Source organism: Pseudomonas sp., from assembly GCF_030683065.1.
Taxonomy (GTDB): Bacteria; Pseudomonadota; Gammaproteobacteria; order Pseudomonadales; family Pseudomonadaceae; genus Aquipseudomonas.
Map to the genome: position 1 here is coordinate 1 of NZ_JAUXMX010000033.1, position 22,455 is coordinate 22,455.

At 61.8% G+C, this 22,455-nt stretch carries 19 protein-coding genes and 1 pseudogene; 12 read left to right on the plus strand and 8 right to left on the minus strand.

All coding sequences use genetic code 11. The features are described 5' to 3' along the window. Window positions 1–413 precede the first annotated feature (413 nt). Complete coding sequence (locus tag Q8K09_RS10110; protein WP_305254843.1) at window positions 414–2,801, minus strand: heavy metal translocating P-type ATPase; 2,388 nt, start codon at window positions 2,799–2,801, stop codon at window positions 414–416. A 150-nt stretch (window positions 2,802–2,951) separates the two neighbouring features. Between Q8K09_RS10110 and Q8K09_RS10115 the strand changes: the two genes are divergently transcribed. Further along, complete coding sequence (locus Q8K09_RS10115; protein WP_304878250.1) at window positions 2,952–3,164, plus strand: heavy-metal-associated domain-containing protein; 213 nt, start codon at window positions 2,952–2,954, stop codon at window positions 3,162–3,164. A 180-nt stretch (window positions 3,165–3,344) separates the two neighbouring features. Here Q8K09_RS10115 and Q8K09_RS10120 read toward each other — a convergent pair whose 3' ends face one another. Further along, window positions 3,345–3,971, minus strand: a complete 627-nt coding sequence (locus Q8K09_RS10120) for a TetR family transcriptional regulator (protein WP_305254844.1) — start codon at window positions 3,969–3,971, stop codon at window positions 3,345–3,347. Window positions 3,972–4,352: 381 nt separating this feature from the next. Here Q8K09_RS10120 and Q8K09_RS10125 point away from each other — a divergent pair, with 381 nt between their 5' ends. Further along, window positions 4,353–5,543, plus strand: coding sequence for a Bcr/CflA family multidrug efflux MFS transporter (locus Q8K09_RS10125; RefSeq protein ID WP_305254845.1), 1,191 nt, complete (start codon window positions 4,353–4,355; stop codon window positions 5,541–5,543). A 147-nt stretch (window positions 5,544–5,690) separates the two neighbouring features. Here Q8K09_RS10125 and Q8K09_RS10130 read toward each other — a convergent pair whose 3' ends face one another. From Q8K09_RS10130 to Q8K09_RS10145, 4 genes are all read right to left on the minus strand, one after another. Further along, complete coding sequence (locus Q8K09_RS10130; protein WP_305254846.1) at window positions 5,691–5,870, minus strand: hypothetical protein; 180 nt, start codon at window positions 5,868–5,870, stop codon at window positions 5,691–5,693. A 104-nt stretch (window positions 5,871–5,974) separates the two neighbouring features. Continuing rightward, complete coding sequence (locus Q8K09_RS10135; RefSeq protein WP_305254847.1) at window positions 5,975–7,777, minus strand: PAS domain S-box protein; 1,803 nt, start codon at window positions 7,775–7,777, stop codon at window positions 5,975–5,977. Between the two features lie 186 nt (window positions 7,778–7,963). Next, complete coding sequence (locus Q8K09_RS10140) at window positions 7,964–8,980, minus strand: zinc-binding alcohol dehydrogenase family protein (protein WP_305254848.1); 1,017 nt, start codon at window positions 8,978–8,980, stop codon at window positions 7,964–7,966. Between the two features lie 12 nt (window positions 8,981–8,992). Beyond that, window positions 8,993–9,286: a putative quinol monooxygenase gene (locus Q8K09_RS10145; protein WP_305254849.1), complete on the minus strand. Its 294-nt coding sequence runs from the start codon at window positions 9,284–9,286 to the stop codon at window positions 8,993–8,995. A 105-nt stretch (window positions 9,287–9,391) separates the two neighbouring features. On the opposite strand from Q8K09_RS10145, the gene Q8K09_RS10150 reads away from it, so the two are divergent. The 10 genes and pseudogenes from Q8K09_RS10150 (at window position 9,392) to Q8K09_RS10195 (ending at window position 19,815) form a co-directional block, all read left to right on the plus strand. After that, window positions 9,392–10,309 (plus strand): LysR family transcriptional regulator, encoded by a 918-nt coding sequence (locus Q8K09_RS10150; protein ID WP_305254850.1) that lies wholly within the window; start codon window positions 9,392–9,394, stop codon window positions 10,307–10,309. Between the two features lie 82 nt (window positions 10,310–10,391). Then, window positions 10,392–10,775 (plus strand): DUF2946 domain-containing protein, encoded by a 384-nt coding sequence (locus tag Q8K09_RS10155; RefSeq protein WP_305254851.1) that lies wholly within the window; start codon window positions 10,392–10,394, stop codon window positions 10,773–10,775. 96 nt (window positions 10,776–10,871) lie between these two features. Further along, window positions 10,872–13,025, plus strand: coding sequence for a TonB-dependent receptor (locus Q8K09_RS10160; RefSeq protein ID WP_370869510.1), 2,154 nt, complete (start codon window positions 10,872–10,874; stop codon window positions 13,023–13,025). Between the two features lie 11 nt (window positions 13,026–13,036). After that, window positions 13,037–14,542, plus strand: coding sequence for a PepSY domain-containing protein (locus Q8K09_RS10165; RefSeq protein WP_305254853.1), 1,506 nt, complete (start codon window positions 13,037–13,039; stop codon window positions 14,540–14,542). A 113-nt stretch (window positions 14,543–14,655) separates the two neighbouring features. Then, on the plus strand, window positions 14,656–15,138 hold the full coding sequence (locus Q8K09_RS10170) for a copper chaperone PCu(A)C (protein WP_305254854.1): 483 nt from the start codon (window positions 14,656–14,658) through the stop codon (window positions 15,136–15,138). Beyond that, entirely contained in the window at window positions 15,138–15,512 is a 375-nt protein-coding gene (locus Q8K09_RS10175) for a DUF2946 family protein (RefSeq protein WP_305254855.1), read from the plus strand. Before Q8K09_RS10170 ends, Q8K09_RS10175 begins: the two co-directional genes overlap by 1 nt. A gap of 79 nt (window positions 15,513–15,591) precedes the next feature. After that, window positions 15,592–16,140, plus strand: coding sequence for a putative natural product biosynthesis protein (locus Q8K09_RS10180; RefSeq protein WP_305254856.1), 549 nt, complete (start codon window positions 15,592–15,594; stop codon window positions 16,138–16,140). Window positions 16,141–16,522: 382 nt separating this feature from the next. Then, window positions 16,523–16,814, plus strand: a pseudogene (locus tag Q8K09_RS10185) (cytochrome c5 family protein). 446 nt (window positions 16,815–17,260) lie between these two features. Then, entirely contained in the window at window positions 17,261–17,602 is a 342-nt protein-coding gene (locus Q8K09_RS10190) for a DUF2946 domain-containing protein (protein WP_305254857.1), read from the plus strand. An 83-nt stretch (window positions 17,603–17,685) separates the two neighbouring features. Then, the gene (locus Q8K09_RS10195) at window positions 17,686–19,815 is read left to right on the plus strand and encodes a TonB-dependent copper receptor (RefSeq protein ID WP_305254858.1); all 2,130 of its coding nucleotides are present in this window, start codon (window positions 17,686–17,688) and stop codon (window positions 19,813–19,815) included. Between the two features lie 281 nt (window positions 19,816–20,096). Here Q8K09_RS10195 and Q8K09_RS10200 read toward each other — a convergent pair whose 3' ends face one another. Together Q8K09_RS10200 and Q8K09_RS10205 are read right to left on the minus strand one after the other, a co-directional pair. Next, entirely contained in the window at window positions 20,097–21,044 is a 948-nt protein-coding gene (locus tag Q8K09_RS10200) for an adenosine deaminase (protein ID WP_305254859.1), read from the minus strand. Between the two features lie 236 nt (window positions 21,045–21,280). Next, on the minus strand, window positions 21,281–22,249 hold the full coding sequence (locus tag Q8K09_RS10205; RefSeq protein WP_305254860.1) for a 2-oxoglutarate and iron-dependent oxygenase domain-containing protein: 969 nt from the start codon (window positions 22,247–22,249) through the stop codon (window positions 21,281–21,283). Window positions 22,250–22,455: the final 206 nt, after the last annotated feature.

Consider the following 22,455-nt stretch of genomic DNA (forward strand, 5'->3'; position numbering starts at 1 on the left):
TCCCCTCCTACGGGGCGGTGGTGGTGCGGGTTGTGTGGTTGGCGGATATTCCTCGTCGGCCAGCTGTCGTGTTCGTCTCGGCGCGGACTTGTCCGCGAAGGTTGTCGGCTCAGGGCACAGCATCGCGGACAAGTCCCCTCCTACGGGGCGGTGGTGGTGCGGGTTGTGTGGCTGGCGGATATTCATCGTCGGTCTGCGGTCGTGTTCTTGTGGGAGCGGACTTGTCCGCGAAGGTTGTCGGCCCAGGGCAGAGCATCGCGGACAAGTCCCCTCCTACGGGGCGGTGGTGGTGCGGGTTGTGTGGTTGGCGGATATTCATCGTCGGCCTGCGGTCGGGCTTTTGTGGGAGCGGACTTGTCCGCGAAGATTGCCGGCCCAGGGCAAAGCATCGCGGACAAGTCCCCTCCTACGAGTCAGTCTTGATCTTTCGGCTTCCAGGTTTTCAGCAGCAGCGCGTTGCTGACTACGCTGAGGCTGGACAGGGCCATGGCGGCGCCGGCGAGCATCGGGTTGAGCATGCCAGCTGCGGCCAGGGGAATACCGATCAGGTTGTAGACGAAGGCCCAGAACAGATTCTGCCGGATCTTGTTGTAGGTACGCCGGCTGATGTCCAGCGCCGCCGGCACCAGGCGCGGGTCGCCGCGCATCAGGGTGATGCCGGCGGCATGCATGGCCACATCGGTGCCGCTGCCCATGGCGATGCCGACATCAGCGGCCGCCAGCGCCGGGGCGTCGTTGATGCCGTCGCCGACCATCGCCACCACGCCGGTTTTCCTGAGGTCGCCGATGATTGCCGCCTTGTCTGCCGGCAGCACCTCGGCATGCACCGCGTCGATGCCCAGGGCACCGGCCACTGCGTTGACGCTGCCGCGGTTGTCGCCGCTGATCAGGTGGCTGTCGATACCTTGCGCCTTGAGCTGGGCAATGGCCTCGGCGGCCCCGGGTTTAAGGGTGTCGCCAAAGGCGAACAGGCCCAGCACCTGCGGCGTTGGCGCCAGCTCCATCAGCCAGGACAGGGTACGGCCCTCGGCTTCCCAGGCCAGGGCGTCGGCGGCCAGGCTCGGGTTGTGCAACCAGCGCTCTTCGAGCAGGCGTTTGTTGCCCAAGGCCAGTTGCCGTTCGCCGATCTGCCCGGCAATCCCGCGCCCGGCCAGGGCCTGGCTGTCGAGCACCTCGTCCAGTGACAGCTGGCGAGCGCTGCATTCGTCGAGCACCGCCTTGGCCAGTGGGTGCTCGCTGCCGCGTTGCAGGGCGCCGGCCAATTGCAACAGGGTCGTGGTGTCGCCATCGAGTGCCGTCATGTGGGCAATCTGTGGGGTGCCGGAGGTCAGGGTACCGGTCTTGTCGAACGCAATGGTCGTGACGCCATGGGCGACTTCCAGGGCCTCGGCATCCTTGATCAGAATGCCGTGGCGCGCCGCCACCCCGGTGCCGGCCATGATCGCCGTCGGCGTGGCCAGGCCGAGGGCGCAGGGGCAGGCGATCACCAGCACCGCCACGGCATTCAGCAGCGCGGTTTGCAGCGTGGCGCCCAGCAGCAGCCAACCGAGCAGGGTGGCCAGGGCGATCAGCAGCACGGTTGGTACGAACACCTGACTGACCTTGTCCACCAGCTTCTGGATTGGCGCCTTGGCGGCCTGGGCGTCCTCGACCAGGCGGATGATCGTGGCCAGTACGGTTTCCGCGCCCAGGGCTGTGGTCTCGATCAGCAGACGGCCTTCGCCGTTGATCGCCCCGGCGGTGACCTTGTCACCCGGTTGCTTGGGTTGCGGCAGGCTTTCGCCGCTGATCAGGGCCTCGTCGGCGTGGCTCTGGCCTTGCAGCACTTGGCCGTCGACCGGGAAGCGTTCGCCAGGCTTGACCAACACCTGATCGCCCAGCACCAGAGCACTCAATGCCACCCACTCCTCGACGCCATCGCGCAGGCGCAATGCCTGATCCGGGCGCAGAGCCTGCAAGGCGCGGATGGCGCTGGTGGTCTGCCGTTTGGCGCGGCTTTCCAGGTATTTGCCGAGCAGGATCAGGCTGATGATCACCGCCGAGGCTTCAAAGTACAGGTGCGGCATCGTGCCGCTCGGGGTGATCGCCCATTGATACAGGCTCAGGCCATAGGCGGCGCTGGTGCCCAGGGCGACCAGTTGATCCATGTTGCCGGCACCGGCGCGCAGGGCCAGCCAGGCGGCGCGGTAGAAGCGCGCACCGAGGATGAACTGCACCGGCGTGGCCAGGGCGAACTGCAGCCAGGCGGGCAGCATCCAGTGGGCGCCGAAGGGCTCCGCCAGCATCGGGATCAGCAGCGGTGCGCTGAGCAGCAGGGCCAGCGCCAAGGCCCAGCGTTCGCGTTGCAGATGGCGCTCTGCAGCTGGCTGGACGGATTTGTCGCTATCCAGCAGGGTGGCCGTGTAACCGGCCTTGGTGACCGCCTGTAACAGGCCTTGCGTGTCGAATCCTGGCGTGATCTGCAGCATCGCGTGCTCGGTGGCCAGGTTGACGCTGACCGAGAGTACGCCCGGTAGTTGCGCCAGGGCGCGCTCGACGCGGCCAACGCAACTGGCGCAGGTCATGCCGGCGATAGCCAGTTCCAGGCGCTCGCTGGGCACCTGATAGCCGGCACTGGTAACGGCAGCGAGTAACTGCTCGAGGCTGTCCGATGGCGCCTCGATGCGCGCTTGTTCGCTGGCCAGGTTGACCGTGGCGCTGGCGACGTTGGGCACTTTGCGCAAGGCGCGTTCGACCCGGCCGGCGCAACTGGCGCAGGTCATGCCGCTGATGGGCAGGTCGAACGTAGTCATATCAGGCATGTGGGAGCCTCCGTTGAGTTCCACTACAGGATTAACCTTGACCACTTGGTAAGGTCAAGTGCTGTTTTATGCCTGACCTTACCGATGGGGGAAGACGGACGCGGCGCATATCCCGCAAAATGGCGCATACACTTAATCAGGAGATTGCAGATGCAAACAGTAAAGGTTCACACATTCAGGATCGAAGGCATGACCTGTGAACATTGCGTCAAAACCATTAGCGAAGCCCTGCAGGCGCGTGATCCGGCGGCCGATGTAAAGGTGAAGTTGCAAGGTGGAGAAGCACGGGTGAGCAGCAGCCTGTCGAGCGACGAGCTGATCATCGCGATTGCCGAAGCGGGCTACGGGGCGGGCCTGGCGTAAGGTCTGATTGGGTTCGTTATTGCCATGCGTAGCGATCAGTCTGCGCCATGGCATTGGCTGCCGGTGCGCACGGCGCACCCTACACAGGTTGCTCTGCTTAGCCAGGCAGGGTGGATGACGTTTCACCCATTCACCAAATAGCGGTGGCGGATGAAAAAAGCGTCATCTACCTTGCGGTGTTTATCCTTGTTGCCAATCCTGCACCAGGCCGCGAAAGCAGGCGTCGATCATGGGCGCGGTGTCGCTCAGCGGGTCGAACAGCGTTGGGTCGCGTAACCAGTCATTGAGCAGGCCGATGATCATCGCGTGCAGGATGCGGGCGGCTAAACGTGGGCTCATGCCCGGTTGCAGGCGCGGCCTGACGCAGGCGTTGTCGAACTGCTGTTCGCACAGGCTGATGAATTGAGCAATAAAGGCCGCGTGCCGCTGCTCTGCCTCACGCAGTTCGTCGGTGAATTCGCAGCGGCGCAGGAGGATGGTGAAAATCCGCCGCTTCTGCTCGTCGCGGGCGAGGTTTTCGATGGCCTCGACACACAGGTCGCGCAGTGCCAGCAAGGGATCGCGTTCGGCGCAGGCGCTCAGGCGCATAGCCATCTGCTCGGGCGGCAGGCGTACCTGATTGAGCATTTCGTGAAACAGGTGGGCTTTATTCTCGAAGTGCCAATACACCGCGCCACGAGTGACCCCGGCGTGGCGGGCAATATGCTCCAGGCTGGAGTGAGCCACCCCTTTTTCCAGAAACAATTCCTCGGCAGCCATCAGGATGGCCGTGCGGGTTTGTTCGGCTTGTTCTTTGGTTCGACGCATGGCGGTAAGGGGTATTCCTTCCAGGTTCTTATTTTGGGCAACTGCAGCCTAGCGATTTAAGCATGATTATCTGTTTACAGACGCCGGTGTATGTAACTAGGATTGCCGCTTTCACGCGTTGCGCATTCTTTCCTTCATCTGTACCTGTGCGCAGGCTCGCGGCGCTGGCGACTGTCCTGGTCCCGATATTCTTCCTGTTAGTGGAGTCGTGATGGCCACGGAGAGCTGCATGGGCGTTGGCTGGTGCAGTTGTTCCCAGGCATGGAATAGTAAAGGAAGGGTTGAGAGCGCGTAATGATACCGCGGGCTGTCGCAGGCCTACGCCGCTAATCCGGCCTGCGCCAGGGGGGCCAACATTTACCTCATTTTAACGGGATACCAATGCCGCTTCGCCTTTTGCTGATCCTCGGCGCCTTGAGCGCGTTTGGCCCTTTGGCCATCGACTTTTACCTGCCGAGTTTCCCGACCCTGGCGCGGGTCTTCACCACCGACGTCGAGCATGTGCAGTTGACGCTGGCTGCCTACTTCATTGGCTTGGCGCTGGGGCAACTGATCTATGGCCCCTTGGCCGATCGCTTCGGCCGGCGCAAGCCGCTGCTCGCCGGGGTGCTGTTGTTCAGCCTGGCCTCGCTGGCCTGTGCGCTGGCGCCGAGCCTGGAGTGGCTGATTGTTGCGCGTTTCGTCCAGGCTCTCGGTGGCTGCGCCGGCATGGTGGTGACCCGCGCCGTGGTGCGCGATTTGTGCGATCCGATCACCTCGGCCAAGGTATTTTCCCAGCTGATGCTGGTCATGGGCCTGGCGCCGATCCTCGCGCCGTTGGCCGGTGGCGTGCTGCTGAGTTGGTTCGGTTGGCAGTCGATCTTCATCTGCCTGTTCGCGTTCAGTGTGCTCAGTTGGCTCGGCGTGGCGCTGTGGTTGCCGGAAACCCTGGCAGCCGATGCGCCCAGGGCGCCGTTACGTGGCGCCTTGGGCGAGTACCGGCGATTACTCGGCGACTGGCCGTTTCTCGGTCATGCGCTCACAGGTGGCTTATCGATTGCCGGGATGTTCGCCTACATCGCCGGTTCGCCCTTCGTCTTCATCGAGCTGTACGGTGTGCCTGCCGAGCATTACGGCTGGCTGTTCGGCAGCAATGCCCTGGGTTTTATCCTGGTGGCGCAGCTCAATGCCTGGTTGGTGGCGCGGCATGGGCCGGGCTACTGGCTGCGCTGCACGGTATGGTTTTACCTGGCTTGCGCGCTGCTATTGCTGGCGGTAGCGGCTTCACACCCTGCGGCGCTGTGGCCGCTCATGATTCCCTTGTTCGGCTGCATCGCCTGCCTCGGGATTCTCCTGCCCAATGCTTCAGCCTGCGCCATGGCCGGGCAAGGCACGCATGCTGGCAGCGCGTCTGCATTGCTCGGTTTTTTACAGTTCAGCATCGCCGCCAGTGCGGCGGCGCTGGTGGGTGCGTTGCATGACGGCAGTGCCTGGCCAATGGCGCTGGTGATCTGCGGCTGCGCAGCATTGGCCGTGCTTTGTTCGCGCTTGACGCATTGGGCCGAGCGGCGGAGCGGGCATCCGGGGTGGTGAGCCGGGTCGCACCGTCGCCGCCCGCCCCGACCTGCCCGCGCGATCCCTGCTCGGATGTATACGGCGCGCACATCGCCCGGCCGGAGTAGTCTGCGGGCTCACCTCAGGCAGTGCATCCTGGCTCTGTAAGCCTGCTGGCTGCGTTGCTCAGCTGGCTGCGCGTTGCTTCGGCCATTGATGAGGGGCCTGCAGGCGCGCTTCGAGGGTGGCAACGAATTGTCGGGCTTCGGCTTCGCTGCGGAAGGTCACGCTATGGCCAACAAAACGTACTTGCCAGCACATACCTTTACCTTCGGCTTTTTTCAGTGGCTGAATGCTGATGTTCATGAATGGCACCTCCGCTGGTTAGACGGATTAGTCTAGTCGCTACCTCTAGGTTTTTGCTGACATGGATCAACGGTCCGACTGCTGTTTTGCCCGCTATCTACCGTTCACGGCTGTAGTCGTTGCACGGCCAGACTGGCCAGGCGGGTGAACTCGGTTACCAGTGCTATTTCGGCCTGGCTGGGCCGCCGGGGCTGGTGGTAGTAGATGCCGAAGGTGCCGAGCACTCGGGCGTTATCGTCCTTGAACGGCAGTGACCAGCAGGCATGCAGGTCGGCGGCCTGGGTCTGGGCGCGAAACGCCTGCCAGTAGGGATGAGTCGCGAGGTTCTCGGCGATCACCAGTTCGCCGCTGCACGCGCAGTGTCCGCAGGACCCGAGTTCGAGCTTCGCCTGCAGGCCGTCGATGGCCTGTCGATAAGGTTCAGGTAAATCAGGCGCGGCTATCAAGTGCAGGCATTGCTGCTCGTCCAGCAGCATGATCGACACCAGCATGTGCGGATTGAGATCCTGCAGCCGTCGGCTGATGCCGTCGAGGATGTGCGCCAGGGGGCGCTGGGCCAGCAGTTCATCGAGCACCGCATTGCGTGCGTGTTGCAGTTGCTGGCGCTGATGGCGCTCGTGGATGTCATGCAGGCTGCCGTTGAGCATGTCGCCTGACGGGCTGGCGCTCAACTCGATGTCTACCCAGTGCAGTTGGCCCTGACGGGTGAGTAGGCGAAATTCGCCACGCAGGCTGGTTTGCTGGCCCGTGTCGAGGGCGCTGATCTGCCGGTTGAAACGTGCGGCGTCGGCGCTTTCGAGAAACTGCGCGAGCGGACGACCGAGGCACTCGTAGCTGGCATAGCCGCTGATTTTTTCCCAGGCCGGGTTGAGGAACGCCAGGTGCCCGCTGATGTCCGTCTGCACGATCACATCGCTCATACGCTCCACCAGTTCACGATAACGCGCCTCGCTGGCTTGCAGCTCCAGGTGGATTTGCTTCTGTTCGCTGAGGTCGATGTCGATGCAGTACAGCTCCATCTGACCGCGGTTATTGCGCAGCATCGAATGGCTGGAATAGACCCACACCTTGCTGCCATCCTTGCGCTGCAATTGCAGCTCTGCAGCAGCAATTGGCGGGCCGCCGAGCAGCCAATGATTGATTGCGCTAATGACCTTGTTGCGTGCGTGCGCAGGGATGATCAGATCTTCCAGGTGTCGGCCCATGGCTTCCTGCAGGCTATAGCCATAGAGCTGGGTGCTTGCCTGGTTCCAATAAATCACCCGGCGTTCGCGGTCGTAACCCTGCACGGCAATCCGTGGGACTTGCTCGAACAGTTGGCGGAAGCGCTGCTCGCTTTCGCGCAGAGCGTTTTCGTCACGTTTCTGGTTGCTGATGTCTTGCACGGTACCGAGAATCTGACGATTGCCATCGACCTCGCCTCGCAGCATCAGCCAGGTGGTCTGATGCTGCTGCGGTTGATGCAGGCGTGCAGTGATTGCCATTGGCGTGTGTTGCTCAAACAGAGCCCGCAGTGCTCGCTGCACCGCCGGCCGCTCGGCAGGGTAGAGCCAGCTGAGCAGTTGCTCGGCGCTGCTGTATTGACTGCCCAGGTCGCGGCCAAGCAGTTGCAGGGCTTCAGGAGTCCAGTGCAGACGCCCGTCGTATTCCCAGCTACCGAGGGCTGCGGTGCGCTGGGTTTGTTGCAGCAGGCGGCTGTTGCGCGTCAGCGCGTCGAGCAGCTTGCGCTGGACGTGCCGGTCACGCTGGCTGACAAAAAAAATCAGCGCGGTGCTGAGGAGGATAAACAACAGGCCTTTTGCCGTTTGCACTTCGGCTGTCAGTTCACTGTCTCTGGTCAGTAGATGCAGCAGGTAATCACTGCCCAAAATCCACAGGGCACTGAACAGGAGGTATACGCCAGCCAAGCGTATTGGGCCTTGATAATTGGGTCGCATCCCTTACCGCCAATGGTTAGCCAGTCTTAAGGTTGAAAGGGCTGTTGCCAGCAATACAGCAGGAGGTGATGGGCAGAGTTTAGCTCGCCCTGCATAGAATGCAGGGCGTGCGTTTAAAAAACCACCCGGCTTGCACTGATCGCGAGCCGGGTTTTTTTAGAAGCCTTCGAGGACGATCTTGCCCCTGGCTGTACCGCTTTCCAGCAAGCCGTGGGCGCGGCGCAGGTTGGCGGCATTAATGCTGCCGAAGTGTTCGCCAAGGGTGGTTTTCAGGGTGCCGGCATCAACCAGTTCGGCAACGCGCTTGAGCAGTCGATGCTGCTCGATCATGTCTGCGGTCTCGAACAGTGAGCGGGTGAACATCAGCTCCCAGTGCAGCGATAGGCTTTTACGCTTGAGCTGCATGATGTCCAGCGCCTGCTCCGGGTCGTCAATCAGTGCCAGGCGGCCTTGTGGGGCGAGGGCTTCGACCAGTTGTGCAAAGTGTTGATCGGTCTGGGTCAGGCTGGCGACATGGGTGACCTGGCTGATGCCGATACGCTTGAGCTCTTCGCTCAGCGGTTGGCGATGGTCGATTACATGGTGTGCGCCCAGCTCGCGCACCCAGGTCTGGGTCTCGGGCCGTGACGCTGTGGCAATCACGGTCAGGCCGGTGAGTTGGCGAGCCAACTGCACCAGCATCGAGCCAACGCCGCCAGCCGCGCCGACAATCAGCAGGCTCTGGTTCTGGTCTTCACTGCTCTGGCTGATTTGCAGGCGCTCGAATAGCAACTCCCAGGCAGTGATTGCCGTCAGTGGCATGGCGGCAGCTTCGGCAAAGGTCAACGTCTGCGGCATAGGCCCGACGATGCGCTCATCGACCACATGCAGTTCACTGTTGGTGCCCGCGCGGTTGATTGCCCCGGCGTAATACACCCGATCTCCCGGCTGGAACAGGCTGACATGACTGCCCACGGCTTTGACGATGCCGCTGGCATCCCAGCCGAGGACCTTGGCTGCACCGCCTTCGGGTGCCACGTTGCGGCGGATTTTGGTGTCCACCGGGTTGACCGCAATAGCCTTGACCTCGACCAGTAAGTCGCGCGGGCCAGGCATGGGTGCCGGTAATTCGACATCCAGCAGGGCGTCTGTGTGCTCGATGGGCAGGGACTGGTAATAAGCGACGGCTTTCATACGGGCGGCTCCTTAGGCAATGCGGTGCATCAGTTGATGATCGACCTGTGCCAGCAAGCTGCCGCAAGTCTCTCCAAAGTGCAGGAAATGCGCGGTCTGCTGGTGTGCGCTGAGGGCGGCGGCGTCCTGCCATTGTTCGACCATGACGAAGCAATCTGGCTGCTGCTGATGGCGGTGCAGGTTGTATTGCAGGCAACCGGTTTCAGCCTGGCTGGGTGGTACCAGCAAGCGCAGGCCAGCCTCGACGGCATCTGCCTGGCCGGGGAGGGTGGTGAGGGTCGCGATCAGGGTCAGTGGGCTCGGCATGCGTGGGCTCCGGTTAAATAGGCGGTCATGCTCGGTTATTTGATTGACGAGAAAAACAGGCTGCGAATAGAGTCTCTTTCAATATTATTTTGATAATAAGTCGCCATGCTGCGTTTTGATGATCTTCAGCTGTTTGTGTGTACCGCCGAGCTGGGCGGTCTCTCTGCGGCGGCGCGGCGCCTGGATATTTCTCCGGCGGTGGCCAGTGCCGGGCTTAAACGCCTGGAGCAGCAACTGCAAGTGCGCCTGTTTAACCGCTCCACCCGCAGCCTGCGCCTGACGCCTGAGGGTGAGTTGTTTCTCGGCCATGCGCGCCTGGCGTTGCAGAGTCTGGACGATGGGCGCCAGCAATTGGCGGGCAGCAAGGTTGGCATCCGCGGCCCGCTGCAGTTGTCCGCGCCCTCGGACTTCGGCCGCAATACCCTGTTGCCCTGGCTGGATGAATTTCAGCAGGCGCATCCGCAACTGCAGTTACGGTTGCTGCTCGGCGACCGGGTGGCTGATCTGTTTCGCGACCCTGTAGACATCGCCCTGCGTTATGGCGCACCAGAGGATTCCAGCCTGGTAGCCCTGCCGGTGGCCGCATTGAACCGGCGGGTGTTATGCGCTGCGCCGCAGTACCTGCAGCGGCACGGCATCCCTGATTGCATACCGGCCCTGGCTGAGCACAATTGCCTGCTTTATATGCTTGGCGGGCGGGTGCATGACCGCTGGCACTTCAGCGATGGTCGGCGTGAGCAGAGTATTTGCGTCAAGGGTGACCGGGTCAGTGACGATGCGGATGCAGTGCGGCGTTGGGCGGTGGGTGGCGCGGGGCTGGTCTATAAATCCTGGCTGGATGTGGCCGCTGATGTGCGGGCCGGGCGACTCAAGGTGCTGCTGCCCGAACTGCGTGGCGAGTCGGCACCGCTTAACCTGATCTGCGCGCACCGCGCGCAGCTGAGTAAGCCCGTGCTGTTATTGCGTGAGTTTGTCCAGGCGCGTTGCGCCGAGTTGTTGGCTTATGCGCCTTGGCCGCATTAGTATTGTGGCCAGCCAACTGCGGCAATCAACCGCAGCCGCGCAGCGCGAATCACGCGCATGAGCAATGCTAGAGTCGCGCCCCATGAAACTGACCCGCACCGACCGCTCGCTGATTGCCTGGATGCTGTATTTCAGCGTTCTGTTCAGTGCGTTCGGCTGCAGCATCAGTCATGGGCAAATGGCCGGTTTGCAACTCAGTGGGCTGGGCAGCCAGTACTGCTCCTTCGACGGTAATTTTGGTGCCGGTGCCGACCTGGAAGGCTCCGGTGTGGTAGCGCCCAATCCTGCGACTGGCTCCGGCTGCTCCCTGAGTTCCACCTTTAGTGCCATCATCCTGGCCGCGTTCTTCGGCCTGCTGGGCTTGCTGGTGGCCAACCGCGCGCCGCTGCTGACGTTCTTCTTCACCCCGCGTCCCGTCCGCTACCTCTGGCCTTCGGCCAACCCCCGCGCTTCTCCACTTTCCTGATGCATGGCGCCTTTGGGGCGCTCCCATGGTTTGCATGTGGCGATGTCATGCCGCGTGCGCTTGGTTTGGTTTTCAGGAAAACAACACGCTATGTCTATGCCGTCCTCGCGCGCCTTGAGCGCCGCCTTGCTGTGCGCTGTAACCCCTGCGCTGTGGGCCGAAAACGCGCTCACCTTACCCGACACTGAAGTCCGGGCCCGCGCGGCGTTGGCGTCTGAGCTGTCACTCGACACCCCGGCCGAGAGCGCATCACGTCTGGGCCTGACGCCCAGGGAAACGCCGGCCTCGGTCAGCATCGTCAACCGCGAGCAGATTGAACGTCGCGGTGCCGATAACACCCAACAGATGCTTAACGGTGTGCCGGGTGTGGTGGCTGCAGCGCCGCCAGGCTTTGCCGGTGCCGTGTCGTGGCGTGGCTTTACCGGCAGCCAGGTCACGCAGATGTTCAACGGCATCACGGTGCAGTACGACTCCATTGCAGCGCGTCCGGTGGACAGCTGGATTTATGACCGAGTTGAAGCGGTCGGCGGTGCGTCCAGCTTTCTCAATGGCTCGGGTGCTGTCGGTGGTTCGATCAACTACCTGACCAAATTGGCCACGCGCGATCAGGCGTTTAGCGAAGGACGCATCCGCTACGGCTCGTTTGATGCCAACGAACTGGCCTATGGTTTCAACCAGCCGCTGGGCGAGGCCAATCACCTGCGCATGGATGTCAGCCGCACCAGCAGCAATGGCTATGTGGACCGTGAACAGCGCGAAGCCTGGACCAGTGCATTCTCCCTGCTGACGGACTTCAATGAGCAGCTGTCGCACACCCTGGCGTTTGAGTATCAGGAAGAACAGGTCGACAGCCCTTATTGGGGCAGCCCGGTGCTCAAGGGCCGCACCGGTGACTTGAAGGTGGATGAGAGTCGGCGTTTCGAGAACTACAACGTTGCAGACGGGCGCTATGAACAGCGGGTGCGCTGGGCACGCTCCATCACCGAGTATCAGCTGACGGACGCCACCCGCCTGCGCAATACGCTCTATCACTACAACGCGCAGCGTGATTACCGCAACCTGGAGACCTACGCCTACACGGATGCCAGCAATAGCGCCGTGCAGCGCAGTAACGCACTCTTGCAACGGCATGATCAGGAGCTCAACGGCAATCGATTTGAGCTGCTCCATCAGGGCGGCTTGTTTGGCCTGTCGAGCGAGTGGGCAGCCGGGCTGGATTACAGCCATAACGTGCAAACCCGCTATCCACGCTCGGTCGCCGGTCCCTTCGGCGTGGTGGATGCTGAACACTTCGAGCCGGGGCATTTCTTCGACCTGCCTGGTATGACCCCTGGTTACGCACGCCAGCGCACCAATCAACTCGACACCTGGGCATTGTTTGTCGAAAACCGTCTGGCGCTGACTGAGCGTCTGTCCCTGCTTACCGGCCTGCGGCATGACCGCATCGACCTGGAAGTGACCAACCACCAGGCTGCCAGCCTGACCAACCCGGCGTTTTTCGCCCGTGAGTACGAGCCCACCACTGGCCGTGTCGGTATGGTCTATGCCTTGAGTCCCGCTGCCAATCTGTATGTGCAATACAGCACCGCTGCCGATCCGCCTGCTGGCATCCTCACCACCGCGACCCTCGGCCAGGTGCAGGATTTTGACCTGACCAAGGGCCGTCAACTGGAGGTTGGCAGCAAGTTTGATTTCCTCGATGGGCGCGCCTCCACCACCGTTGCTGCGTACAAGATCGAACGTGAAAACTTGGCCACACGCGACCCCGCTAACCCCGGGCAAACGCTGCCGGTGGGCAAGCAATCGACGCTTGGCGTAGAGCTGGCAACAGCGCTGCGCATCACCCCGCGCTTGCTGGCAGAAGCCAATTTGGCGTGGATCGATGCTCAATACGATGAGTTCAATGAAAGCGTGGTCGGGCAGTCGGTCTCGCGTAAGGGCAACACGCCGAGCAACGTGCCCGATCAGGTTGCCAACCTGTGGCTGACCTATGACTTGACCTCACAGTGGCAGGTTGGTGCAGACAGTCGTTATGTCGCTTCGGTGTATGCGGATGCGGCCAACCAGTTAAAGGCACCGGCCTATACCTTGTTCGGTGCATTTTTCAGCTACCGCCTGGATGCCGACAGCCTGCTGACCTTGCGGGCGCGCAACTTGACCGACGAGGTATACGCCAGTTGGGCCAGCAGCGACATGCTGTTCCTCGGCGCGCCACGTTCGTTTGAGTTGGCCTTGCAGTCACGCTTTTAAGAGGTCGCCCGATGAAGCGCTATCTCTACTTGTGGCATCGCTGGCTGGGGATTTTCCTCTGCCTGCTGATGGTGCTTTGGTTCGTGTCTGGCTTGGTGATGATGTATGTCGGCTATCCCAAACTGACCCAGCGCGAGCACCTGGCCCATCTGCCCCCGTTGTCGTTAGCGGGCTGTTGCGTACCGCTCGAGCAGGTGCTTGCCGCCACGGGCGAGAAAGCCGCCCCGGCATCTATTCGGTTGACCACGGTGGCCGGTGAGCCGCGCTTTGTTGTGCGGTTTGCGACGGGCGCGGTGGCGGTTGATGCGCGCAGCGGTAAGCGTATTGACTCGGTGACCCCAGCAGAAGCTGTGGCCGCCGCTCAACCCTTTGCCGCTGAGCGTGCGGTGCACTTCCAGGCCTCCATACAGGAGGATGCCTGGACGCACTCGCGCGCCCTCGACGGCGATCGGCCGCTGCATCGTGTGGGGCTGGATGACGGCACGCTGCTGTATGTCTCGGGGCGTAGCGGCGAAGTGGTGCGCGATGCCACTCTCACTGAGCGTACCTGGAACTGGCTGGGCGCCTGGCTGCACTGGCTCTACCCCCTGCGCGGCGGTGTGCTGGATCGCTGGTGGAGTGATGCGGTGATCTACCTGTCCGTGGCCGCCACCCTGATGACGCTCCTGGGCATTGTGGTAGGCATTCTGCGTTGGCGCTTTGCCAAACCTTATCGCAGTGGCGCACGCAGCCCTTATAAAGGGCTGGCACGTTGGCACCACATCGGTGGTCTGCTGTTTGGTGGGTTGGCGTTGGCCTGGATTTTCAGCGGCTTGATGTCGATGAACCCCTGGCGGCTGCTGGACAGCGCGACTCCGTTGAATCTGGCGCCCTACCAAGGCGCAGCGTTGCAGGCTGAAGCTTTTCCTCTCGGGCCTGAACAGGCTGTGTCGCGTTTCAATGCGATGGGCCTGCCGGTGCGTGAGCTGCATTGGCGTTTGTTGGCTGGCCGTGGCTATCTGCTGGGAGTGGACAATACCGGTGCCAGCGCGCTGCTGGCCATGGATGCATCCACACCGCAGTGGGGTTTGGATGAAGCGGACGTATTGCGCGCCGCTCAGGCGATTCGGCCAGAGGATGTACCGACAGTCGAGCGCCTGACAGCCTATGACTTTTACTACTACGCACGGGCCGAACACAGCATGACCGGGCACCTGGAGCGGCCGTTGCCAATCCTGCGGGTGCGCTTCAATGATCCGGCCCAGACCTGGCTGCACCTTGACCCGCGCACCGGTGCGCTGCTTGGCCGCATGGATGAAGGGCAGCGCACCTCGCGCTGGTTGTTTGCCCTGCTGCACAGTTGGGATTGGTTGCCGCTGCTGCAAAACCGGCCCCTCTGGGATGGCTGGATGTGGCTGGCCAGTCTGGGCGGTTTGCTGATTTGCCTGAGCGGCACGGTGATGGGCTGGCGGCGGTTGCGTGGGCGGCGCCCTGTGCGAGTCAGCAAACAGCCGCGCGTGCATCCATCCAGCGTATGAGTTTCGAGGATATGCCGCACTTAAGCGGCCTGAGCTGCTCAGGCTTGGCCCGCATCAACACTTTGCGTTACAACAGGTTTATTGGACATTTAGTCCACCACCGGAGGAACACCATGTTGCTGAAAAAGACCCTGCTGATCGCCGCACTGCTTAGCCCAAGCTTGTTTGCCAACGCTCACGACTACAGCGTCGGCAATCTGCACATCGAACACCCCTGGTCGCGCGCCATGCCGCCGGTTGCGCCCACTGCAGCCGCTTATTTTGTGGTGCACAACAAAGGCAGCGACGCCGATCGTCTGCTCAGTGCCAGCACACCGGTGGCCGGTAAGGCCGAACTGCATGAACACATTCACGCCGATGGCCTGATGAAGATGCAGCAGGTGCAGAACGTGGAGATTCCCGCTGGCGGCGAGGTGAAGTTCGAACCCATGGGCTATCACGTCATGCTGTTTAACCTGAAGCAACAAGCCAAAGACGGCGAACGCTTCCCGCTGACCCTGACCTTCGAGAAGGCCGGTGCTGTTGAAGTGGATATTGCTGTGCACACGGACGCGCCAGAGGCGGCGGGGCACGTTGAAGAGCCTCATCAGCACTGATGATCAAGTCGTCACAAGGACATCCTCTGGGGGCAGCGCTCGGCTTGCTGGCGCTTGCCCTGATTGTCCTTGCGCCGCTGTTTTCCCAGCTGCGCGCGGCGCCACAAGAGTGGTCGTGGCTGGCTGAACTGGCCTGTCACGATGGTGTGGCGCAGGCACCTGAGCAGAGGACCATGTTGCCCCAGGCCAGCATGCTGGATGCCTGTGGTTACTGCTCGCTGCTGATCCACAGTCCGGCCCTTGGCGGCCACGTATTCGCCCTGGCTGTCCATGCTCCTCACGCCGCGTTATCGCCCGTTCAATGGCGAGGCCCGCGGCTGGCACTGCGTTTCCCCGCGGCGCAATCACGCGCGCCACCTGCTGCGCTCGTTTGAGGTGAGTCTGCGCAACGTTGAGGGTTTCCCGGTTGCGTGTCCCCGGTCCGTGAGACCGGCCTTGCAAGGAGCGTGAATCATGCAGTTATGCAAACCCAGGGTGATTCCTGCGCAAAAGCGTGTCGCCCACGAATTGATCTTTCCGGACTACCCCAGCAATGCGCGGTCTTTTATCGCACTTGATGGCAAGCTGCTGCCTTATTGGCACCTGCTGTTTGACCTGTGTCCGTCGCTGCTCAAGCTTGATCCGCCCGAGGGATTGAACCTGTTTCGGCGGTTCATGGTGTGGGCTTATCGCCATCAGCCCGCGCAGGACTGGACCTTCCATATCAGTGTCTGTCGCTGGTTATTGCTCTCGGACTTTGCACCCAGGGTCAGCGCTGAGCAGGTGGAAAGTCTGCTGTCTGCGGCAGCTGCACGCTGGGTCAACTGCGACCACAGCTCTGCGCAAGGCATTCTGCTGGCCTGCCGGGAAAAGCCCATGACCTGGGTGGATTGGAAGCACCGTAATGTCGGGCAAAGTGAGGCCGTTGAGGTGCCGCCGCCGGCGCGTTTCGACTTTGCCTGGTCACCGTTACGCGGTACAGGCATTGCCGGTTTCAGCCGCTGGCTGCGAATTGCGCACTAACGTCTGCGACAGCTTGCCGCAGGCTGAGCTGCGCGCCCTGAGTAGGCGGTCGCAGGTTGCGTTGTGGTGAATTGTCGCAGTTGAGGGCGGCCGGCTGCCCTCATAGGATGCACTGACTTCGGGTTGGAATATGTCTTGTCTGGGCATCCACGGTTAAGCCCGGGGTCACTTTATCGGCTTAGGCTCGGTATCAGGCTCTCCCGCCAGGGAGAGCCCTCTTTTTACCCACTAACTTACGAAATATAGGCTTCCTGCTAAGCGCTGCCGGGTCATGGTTGTTCGTTGTCTGAAACAAGTATTTTTGGATGCGTTTACGCTGTTACAGAACGCGGTAGCGTGGGTCTGATGTTTACAACAACAGGTGAACCGATGAGGTCTTGATATGAAGAACGTTGTCTTGCTGGCATTCGCTTTGTTGTCGATGGGGGCGGTGCAGGCCGCTAAGGACCCTGAAGCGGTATACAACCGTTCCTGTGGCGTGTGCCACAACGGTCAATTGCCTACTGCGCCTCAGAAGGGTGATGCCGCCGCGTGGGCACCGCGTATGGCTGTGGGCATGGAAACCTTGGTCAAGCACGTGACCGAGGATTTCAACGCCATGCACGCCCCGTGGCTTGTGCAGGGATTGCAGCGCCGAGGATTACCAGGCGGTGATCCAAGTAACACGCGCCTAGCCCCGGCGCAGGGCGAGGTGTCGGCAAAGCGCGACAGCAGGTACTCGGCGTTGGTCACTGTTGGCGGCATCCGAGCAATTCGGTAGGCCGCTCACTTCGCTATCGCGGCTCGGAAAAGAGCGGCATGAAACCGCAGGCAGGCGAGCGCTTTCCCCCTGATCCTGAGCATCGCTATGGCTGAGCCAGCTAGCCATGACGCGCCCCATCAATATTGTTGAGTGCTGTATTGACCGGGGACAAGGAGCGCTTGACCACGCTTGGCGATAATTACGACTGGTGTGGAACTATTCAACATAAGTGCGCAGTGGGTTCGGCAGGTTATCGCTGCGTTTCGTGCGGGCTGCCAATGTTTGAAACAGTCGCTGCAGGCGAGAGCTTTCGCCAGCGTTCATGGACACTGATCGATGCAGGCATCAGCACATCCGGTTAACCGTCGCAGAGGGCTGATGCCGGCATTGCTGGCTATGCTGTTGCTCTGTGTCGGGCCGCTGCTCTCGCAGTTACTGGTGCCTAGCCAACCCGCCTGGCTTGCGGAACTGAGTTGCAGCGAGCACCCGGCCAGCCATTCGCCGACTACCAGCGACAGCCATGGGCATGATCCGCTGTGGGCCAAGTGCGGTTATTGCACCCTGCTGTTCAGCAGCCCGGCGCTGACCAGTTCCCTGCTGATGCCGATTGGCCCGCTGGCGTTCGCGGTACAACTGCTTCGCCTGCGCGCACCGCAGCACGTCCCTGCGTTGGCGATATTTCCTGGCTCGCGCAGTCGCGCGCCACCCGTGCGTTCCTGATCGTTTTTGCTGCTCTCGCGCGCCAGCCCTGCCTTTAAGGCGACTGTGGCGGTGCGTCGGATTGTCTCGATCTTGGAAATCATATGCCTGCCATTACCTGTGCCCGTATTCCAGGCGCCTCGCGTCTGCCTGTACCTTTTCGTCTGACGCCGCTGTGTGTTGCCCTGACCGCTACCATGCTCTGCAGCTCTCTAGCGCTGGCCGATGAGGTTGCCATCGAGTTGGCGCCGCTGGTCATTACCGGGGCCAGTCATCATGCGCCGCTGACCGTGATCACCGACCCGAAACAACCGCGCCAGCCGATGCCGGCCGCCGATGGTGCGGACTATCTGAAGACCATTCCCGGCTTCAATGCGATTCGTAACGGTGGCGCCAATGGCGATCCGTTGTTTCGCGGCATGTTCGGCTCGCGCCTGAACATTCTCATGGACGGCGGCCAGATGCTCGGCGCCTGCCCCAATCGCATGGATACGCCGACCTCTTACCTGTCACCGGAAAACTTCGATCAGCTGACCGTGATCAAGGGGCCGCAAAGCGTGCTCTGGGGGCCGGGCGGTTCGGCGGCTACGATACTTTTCGAGCGCGACACTGCGCCTTTCAATGAGCTCGGCGGGCGGGTCGATGGCAGCATCCTGGCTGCATCCAACGGCCGTTTCGACCGGCGCATCGACGCCACTGCCGGTGGCAGCCAGGGTTACCTGCGCGTGCTGGCGAACAAGGCCCAGGCCGATGACTACCAGGATGGCAACGGCGATAGCGTGCCGTCGCGCTGGGACAAATGGAACAGCGATGTGCTGCTCGGCTGGACCCCGGATGACGACACCTTGATCGAACTCAGTGCTGGCCGTGGCGATGGCGAGGCGCGCTATGCCGGGCGTGGCATGGATGGCAGCCAGTTCCTCCGTGAGAGCCTGGGGTTACGCTTCAAGAAGGACAACATTGGCGAGCTGTTCAGTGCCCTGGAAGGGCAGGTTTACTACAACTATGCCGATCACGTGATGGACAACTTCAGCCTGCGCAGCCCTAACCCACTGGACGTGATGGCGCCGATGCGCAACCCGATAGCCAGCAATGTCGACCGGCGTACCCTGGGTGGCCGGCTGGTCGGCACCTGGGACTGGCAGGCGGTCGAACTCAAGGCCGGCGTGGACGGGCAAACCAACGAGCACCGTAAGCGCGCATCCAGCTTCAACATGCTGAGCCGCACCTATACCGACTACGATCAGGCCGCCTGGGACAAGGACGCGGTGTTTCATAACTATGGCTTGTTCGGCGAGCTGACCTGGAAGATCGCCAGCCGCCAGCGCTGGATCGCCGGTGCGCGACTGGACCGCGCCTCGGTCAAGGATTACCGCCAGACCCTGGGCAGTGGCATGACTCTGCGGGCCAACCCGACGGCCGACGAAACCCGCAGCGCTACCCTGCCCAGCGGCTTCCTGCGTTATGAGCGGGACCTGGTCGGCATGCCTGCAATTGTCTATGCCGGCCTCGGGCATACCCAGCGTTTCCCTGATTACTGGGAGTTGTTCTCCGCCAGCCCCGGCCCCATCGGTTTTGTGCAGCCGATGGAAAGCCTCGACCCGGAAAAAACCACCCAGCTCGATTTCGGCGCGCACTACCGTGGCGCCAAGCTGGATGCCTGGGCGTCGGCTTACGTCGGCCAGGTGCGTGACTACATTCAGTTCAGCTATGGGCCAGGCATGATGCCGGGACATACCCGCTCGCAGGCGAGCAATATCGATGCGCGGATCATGGGGGGCGAGTTGGGCGCCAGTTACCGCCTGAGCCGTAACTGGAAAACCGATGCCAGCCTGGCGTATGCCTGGGGCAAGAACAGCTCGGACGGCCGCCCGCTGGCACAGACGCCACCGCTGGAGGCTCGCTTCGGCCTGGGCTATGAGCAGAGCGACTGGAGTGCCGGCGCCTTGTGGCGGGTGGTTGCAGCACAGAACCGAGTGGATGAGGGTAAGGGCAACGTGGTGGGTAAGGACTTTGGCAACAGCAGTGGTTTTGCCGTGTTCTCGCTCAATGCCGCTTATCGCCTGACTCCTGAGGTGAAGCTCAGTGCTGGCGTCGACAATCTGTTCGATAAGACCTACAGCGAACACCTGAACCTGGCGGGTAATGCCGGTTTCGGTTTCTCCATGGACGACCCCCAGGCGTTTAACGAGCCAGGTCGTACCCTGTGGACCAAGGTCGATTTCAGCTTCTGATCCGGCCGGGCTGCGCCTGTTCTTGCTGACGACGCTTCGAATTGCGGTTAAAACCAATCGTGGCTAAAGCCCCTCCCACGGGACGTGCTGTTCACTTAAGCCAAGTGAGCAGCACTTATTTGTAGTCCGGATGAAATCCGGGGGAAGTTGGTGCCCGACAAACAGCGCCCGGATTGCATCCGGGCTACGCGCGGGGAACCAGGCTGACGACAAGCGCCCTGACATGGCCCACCCACGGGACGCGTGCGGAGTGGGAGGGGCTTTAACCGCGACGTTCAGTCTCAGACCAGCCGTGCATCCAGGCTGTTCTGCGCCAGGCGTGTGGCCTGCTCCTTTGTCATGCCCAGGCTCTCGTGCAGAGCGGCAAAGTTCTCGGTGACGTAGCCGCCGAAGTAGGCCGGGTCGTCGGAGTTCACCGTCACTTTCACCCCGCGTTCGAGCATCTGCAGGATGTTGTGCTGGCGCATGTCGTCAAACACGCAGAGCTTGGTGTTGGACAGCGGGCAGACGGTCAGCGGGATCTGCTCGTCGATGATGCGCTGCATCAGCCGCTCATCTTCGATGGCGCGCACGCCATGGTCGATGCGCTTGATCTTCAGCAGGTCCAGGGCTTCCCAGATGTATTCGGGCGGGCCTTCTTCGCCGGCGTGGGCGACGGTCAACAGACCTTCGCTGCGCGCTTTATCGAAGACGCGCTGGAACTTGCGCGGCGGGTGGCCCATCTCCGAACTGTCCAGGCCGACGGCGATAAACGCATCGCGAAACGGCATGGCCTGCTCAAAGGTTTTGAAGGCTTCCTCTTCGGACAGGTGACGCAGAAAGCTCAGGATCAAACCGTGGCTGATGCCCAGTTGTTTCTCGCCATCCACCAGCGCCTGTTTGATGCCGCGCAGCACCACTTCAAAGGGAATGCCGCGGTCGGTGTGGGTCTGCGGGTCGAAGAACGGTTCGGTGTGGATCACGTTCTGCGCCTTGCACTTGAGCAGGTAGGCCCAGGTCAGGTCGTAGAAATCCTGCTCGGTGCGCAGCACGTCGGCCCCGGCGTAATACAGGTCGAGGAACTCCTGCAGGTTGTTGAAGGCATAAGCACTGCGCAGCGCTTCGACGTCGTTCCAGGGCAGGGCGATCTTGTTGCGCTCGGCCAGGGCAAACAGCAGCTCGGGCTCCAGCGAGCCTTCCAGGTGCAGGTGCAGTTCGGCCTTGGGCAGGGCATTGAGCCAGTCGTACATGGTCAGATCTCGTTATCAGGCGTAGTTGCGACAAAGTTTAACCGTAAGGACAGGATTTCGCTGAATCGGTACGGGTTGTTGACGACGTGGGGCGCTATGTAGGGTGGACATCGCTTTTTATGTCCACCAAGCGGGCTGCGTGACGCCGCTGATCGTAGGATGGGTTGAGCGCAGCGATACATATCGGTGGATGGTGCGAGTTTGATGGGTATCGCAAGCTCAACCCATCCTACGGTCTAGGTTTGGCTTGGCTCTTCGCGCCGATACGCATAGGTATCGGCAAAGCGCGACAGCAGGTACTCGGCGCTGGTCACGCTCGGGTACTTGGGTGGATGGGCTGCATCCGAGCAGTTGGGCAGGCAGCTGATCTCGGTGTCCGGATGCGGTTCGGCGAAGAACGGCATGGCGTAGCGGTCCACCCCCAGCGGGCTGATCACCCGGTGCGGCGTTGAGGTGTAACGGTCGTTGCACCAGCGCGCGAGCATGTCGCCGATATTCACCACAAAGCTGTCGGCAACCGGCGGCGCGTCGATCCACTCACCGTCACGGTTACGCACCTGCAGGCCGCCGGCGTCGTCCTGATAGAGCAGGGTGATGCAGCCGTAATCGGTGTGTTCACCCGCGCCTTGCTGTTCGGCGCTGCTGGCGGTGTGGCGCGGCGGGTAGTGGATCATGCGCAGCACGCTGATCGGCTGATGAAAGCGCGTGTCGAAAAAGTCGCGGTCGATATCCAGGGCAATCGTCATGGCGCGCAGCAGGGTTTGCGCCAGCGCCTGCATGTCGGCGTAGTGCTGCTCCATCAGTGCAGTCCAACCGGGTAGGTCGGGATGCCGATTGGCCCCGCGTAGCGGTTTGCCGGCCAGTACCTCGGGGTGGTTGAGGTCCATGTGGAAACCCATGTCGAAGGTTTCCTTGAGATCGCTGGGTTTGCTCGGGTCCAGCTGCTCGGTGGCAATCGCGCCGTAGCCACGGTGATGGGCAGTCTGGGTGATGTCGATCTTGAGCTTTTCGGCCGCCGGCAGGGCGAAGAAGGTCTTGGCGGCGCTGAGCAGTTCTTCTATACGCGTCGGACTGATCGGGTGGCCGGTGATGTAGAAAAAGCCCCATTCGCGGCAGGCGCGGTCAATTTGCTCAGCCACGACGGGCCAGGCGTCCTGATCGTCGCTGTAGAGCGGGGCTATGTCGATGATGGGCAGGCTGTTCATAAAAGCTCCGGGGTGTTGCTGCGAGTCTTCTCGTACCCAGGGCAGCGAATAAGAGCGCCCCGTATACAGGGCACCCTTCTGATGCGGTTCTGCCAGACGGCAGGGACGGCATCGGTCATTGTGGGAGGGGCCGGGCGGCGATCCGTTTTAGCCGCGACAATTAAACAGTTCGCGGCTAAAGCCCCTCCTACACAAGCTAGCCAGCC

Bases quoted from the DNA above. Each gene is read 5' to 3' on its own strand.
- Q8K09_RS10170 (WP_305254854.1), top strand. From the start codon at position 14,656: ATGTTGCTGAAAAAGACCCTGCTGATCGCCGCACTGCTTAGCCCAAGC.
- Q8K09_RS10180 (WP_305254856.1), top strand. From the start codon at position 15,592: ATGCAGTTATGCAAACCCAGGGTGATTCCTGCGCAAAAGCGTGTCGCC.
- Q8K09_RS10120 (WP_305254844.1), bottom strand. From the start codon at position 3,971: ATGCGTCGAACCAAAGAACAAGCCGAACAAACCCGCACGGCCATCCTG.
- Q8K09_RS10125 (WP_305254845.1), top strand. From the start codon at position 4,353: ATGCCGCTTCGCCTTTTGCTGATCCTCGGCGCCTTGAGCGCGTTTGGC.
- Q8K09_RS10155 (WP_305254851.1), top strand. From the start codon at position 10,392: ATGAAACTGACCCGCACCGACCGCTCGCTGATTGCCTGGATGCTGTAT.
- Q8K09_RS10195 (WP_305254858.1), top strand. From the start codon at position 17,686: ATGCCTGCCATTACCTGTGCCCGTATTCCAGGCGCCTCGCGTCTGCCT.
- Q8K09_RS10160 (WP_370869510.1), top strand. From the start codon at position 10,872: ATGCCGTCCTCGCGCGCCTTGAGCGCCGCCTTGCTGTGCGCTGTAACC.
- Q8K09_RS10130 (WP_305254846.1), bottom strand. From the start codon at position 5,870: ATGAACATCAGCATTCAGCCACTGAAAAAAGCCGAAGGTAAAGGTATG.
- Q8K09_RS10175 (WP_305254855.1), top strand. From the start codon at position 15,138: ATGATCAAGTCGTCACAAGGACATCCTCTGGGGGCAGCGCTCGGCTTG.
- Q8K09_RS10200 (WP_305254859.1), bottom strand. From the start codon at position 21,044: ATGTACGACTGGCTCAATGCCCTGCCCAAGGCCGAACTGCACCTGCAC.
- Q8K09_RS10115 (WP_304878250.1), top strand. From the start codon at position 2,952: ATGCAAACAGTAAAGGTTCACACATTCAGGATCGAAGGCATGACCTGT.
- Q8K09_RS10110 (WP_305254843.1), bottom strand. From the start codon at position 2,801: ATGCCTGATATGACTACGTTCGACCTGCCCATCAGCGGCATGACCTGC.
- Q8K09_RS10145 (WP_305254849.1), bottom strand. From the start codon at position 9,286: ATGCCGAGCCCACTGACCCTGATCGCGACCCTCACCACCCTCCCCGGC.
- Q8K09_RS10165 (WP_305254853.1), top strand. From the start codon at position 13,037: ATGAAGCGCTATCTCTACTTGTGGCATCGCTGGCTGGGGATTTTCCTC.
- Q8K09_RS10140 (WP_305254848.1), bottom strand. From the start codon at position 8,980: ATGAAAGCCGTCGCTTATTACCAGTCCCTGCCCATCGAGCACACAGAC.
- Q8K09_RS10190 (WP_305254857.1), top strand. From the start codon at position 17,261: ATGCCGGCATTGCTGGCTATGCTGTTGCTCTGTGTCGGGCCGCTGCTC.
- Q8K09_RS10150 (WP_305254850.1), top strand. From the start codon at position 9,392: ATGCTGCGTTTTGATGATCTTCAGCTGTTTGTGTGTACCGCCGAGCTG.
- Q8K09_RS10205 (WP_305254860.1), bottom strand. From the start codon at position 22,249: ATGAACAGCCTGCCCATCATCGACATAGCCCCGCTCTACAGCGACGAT.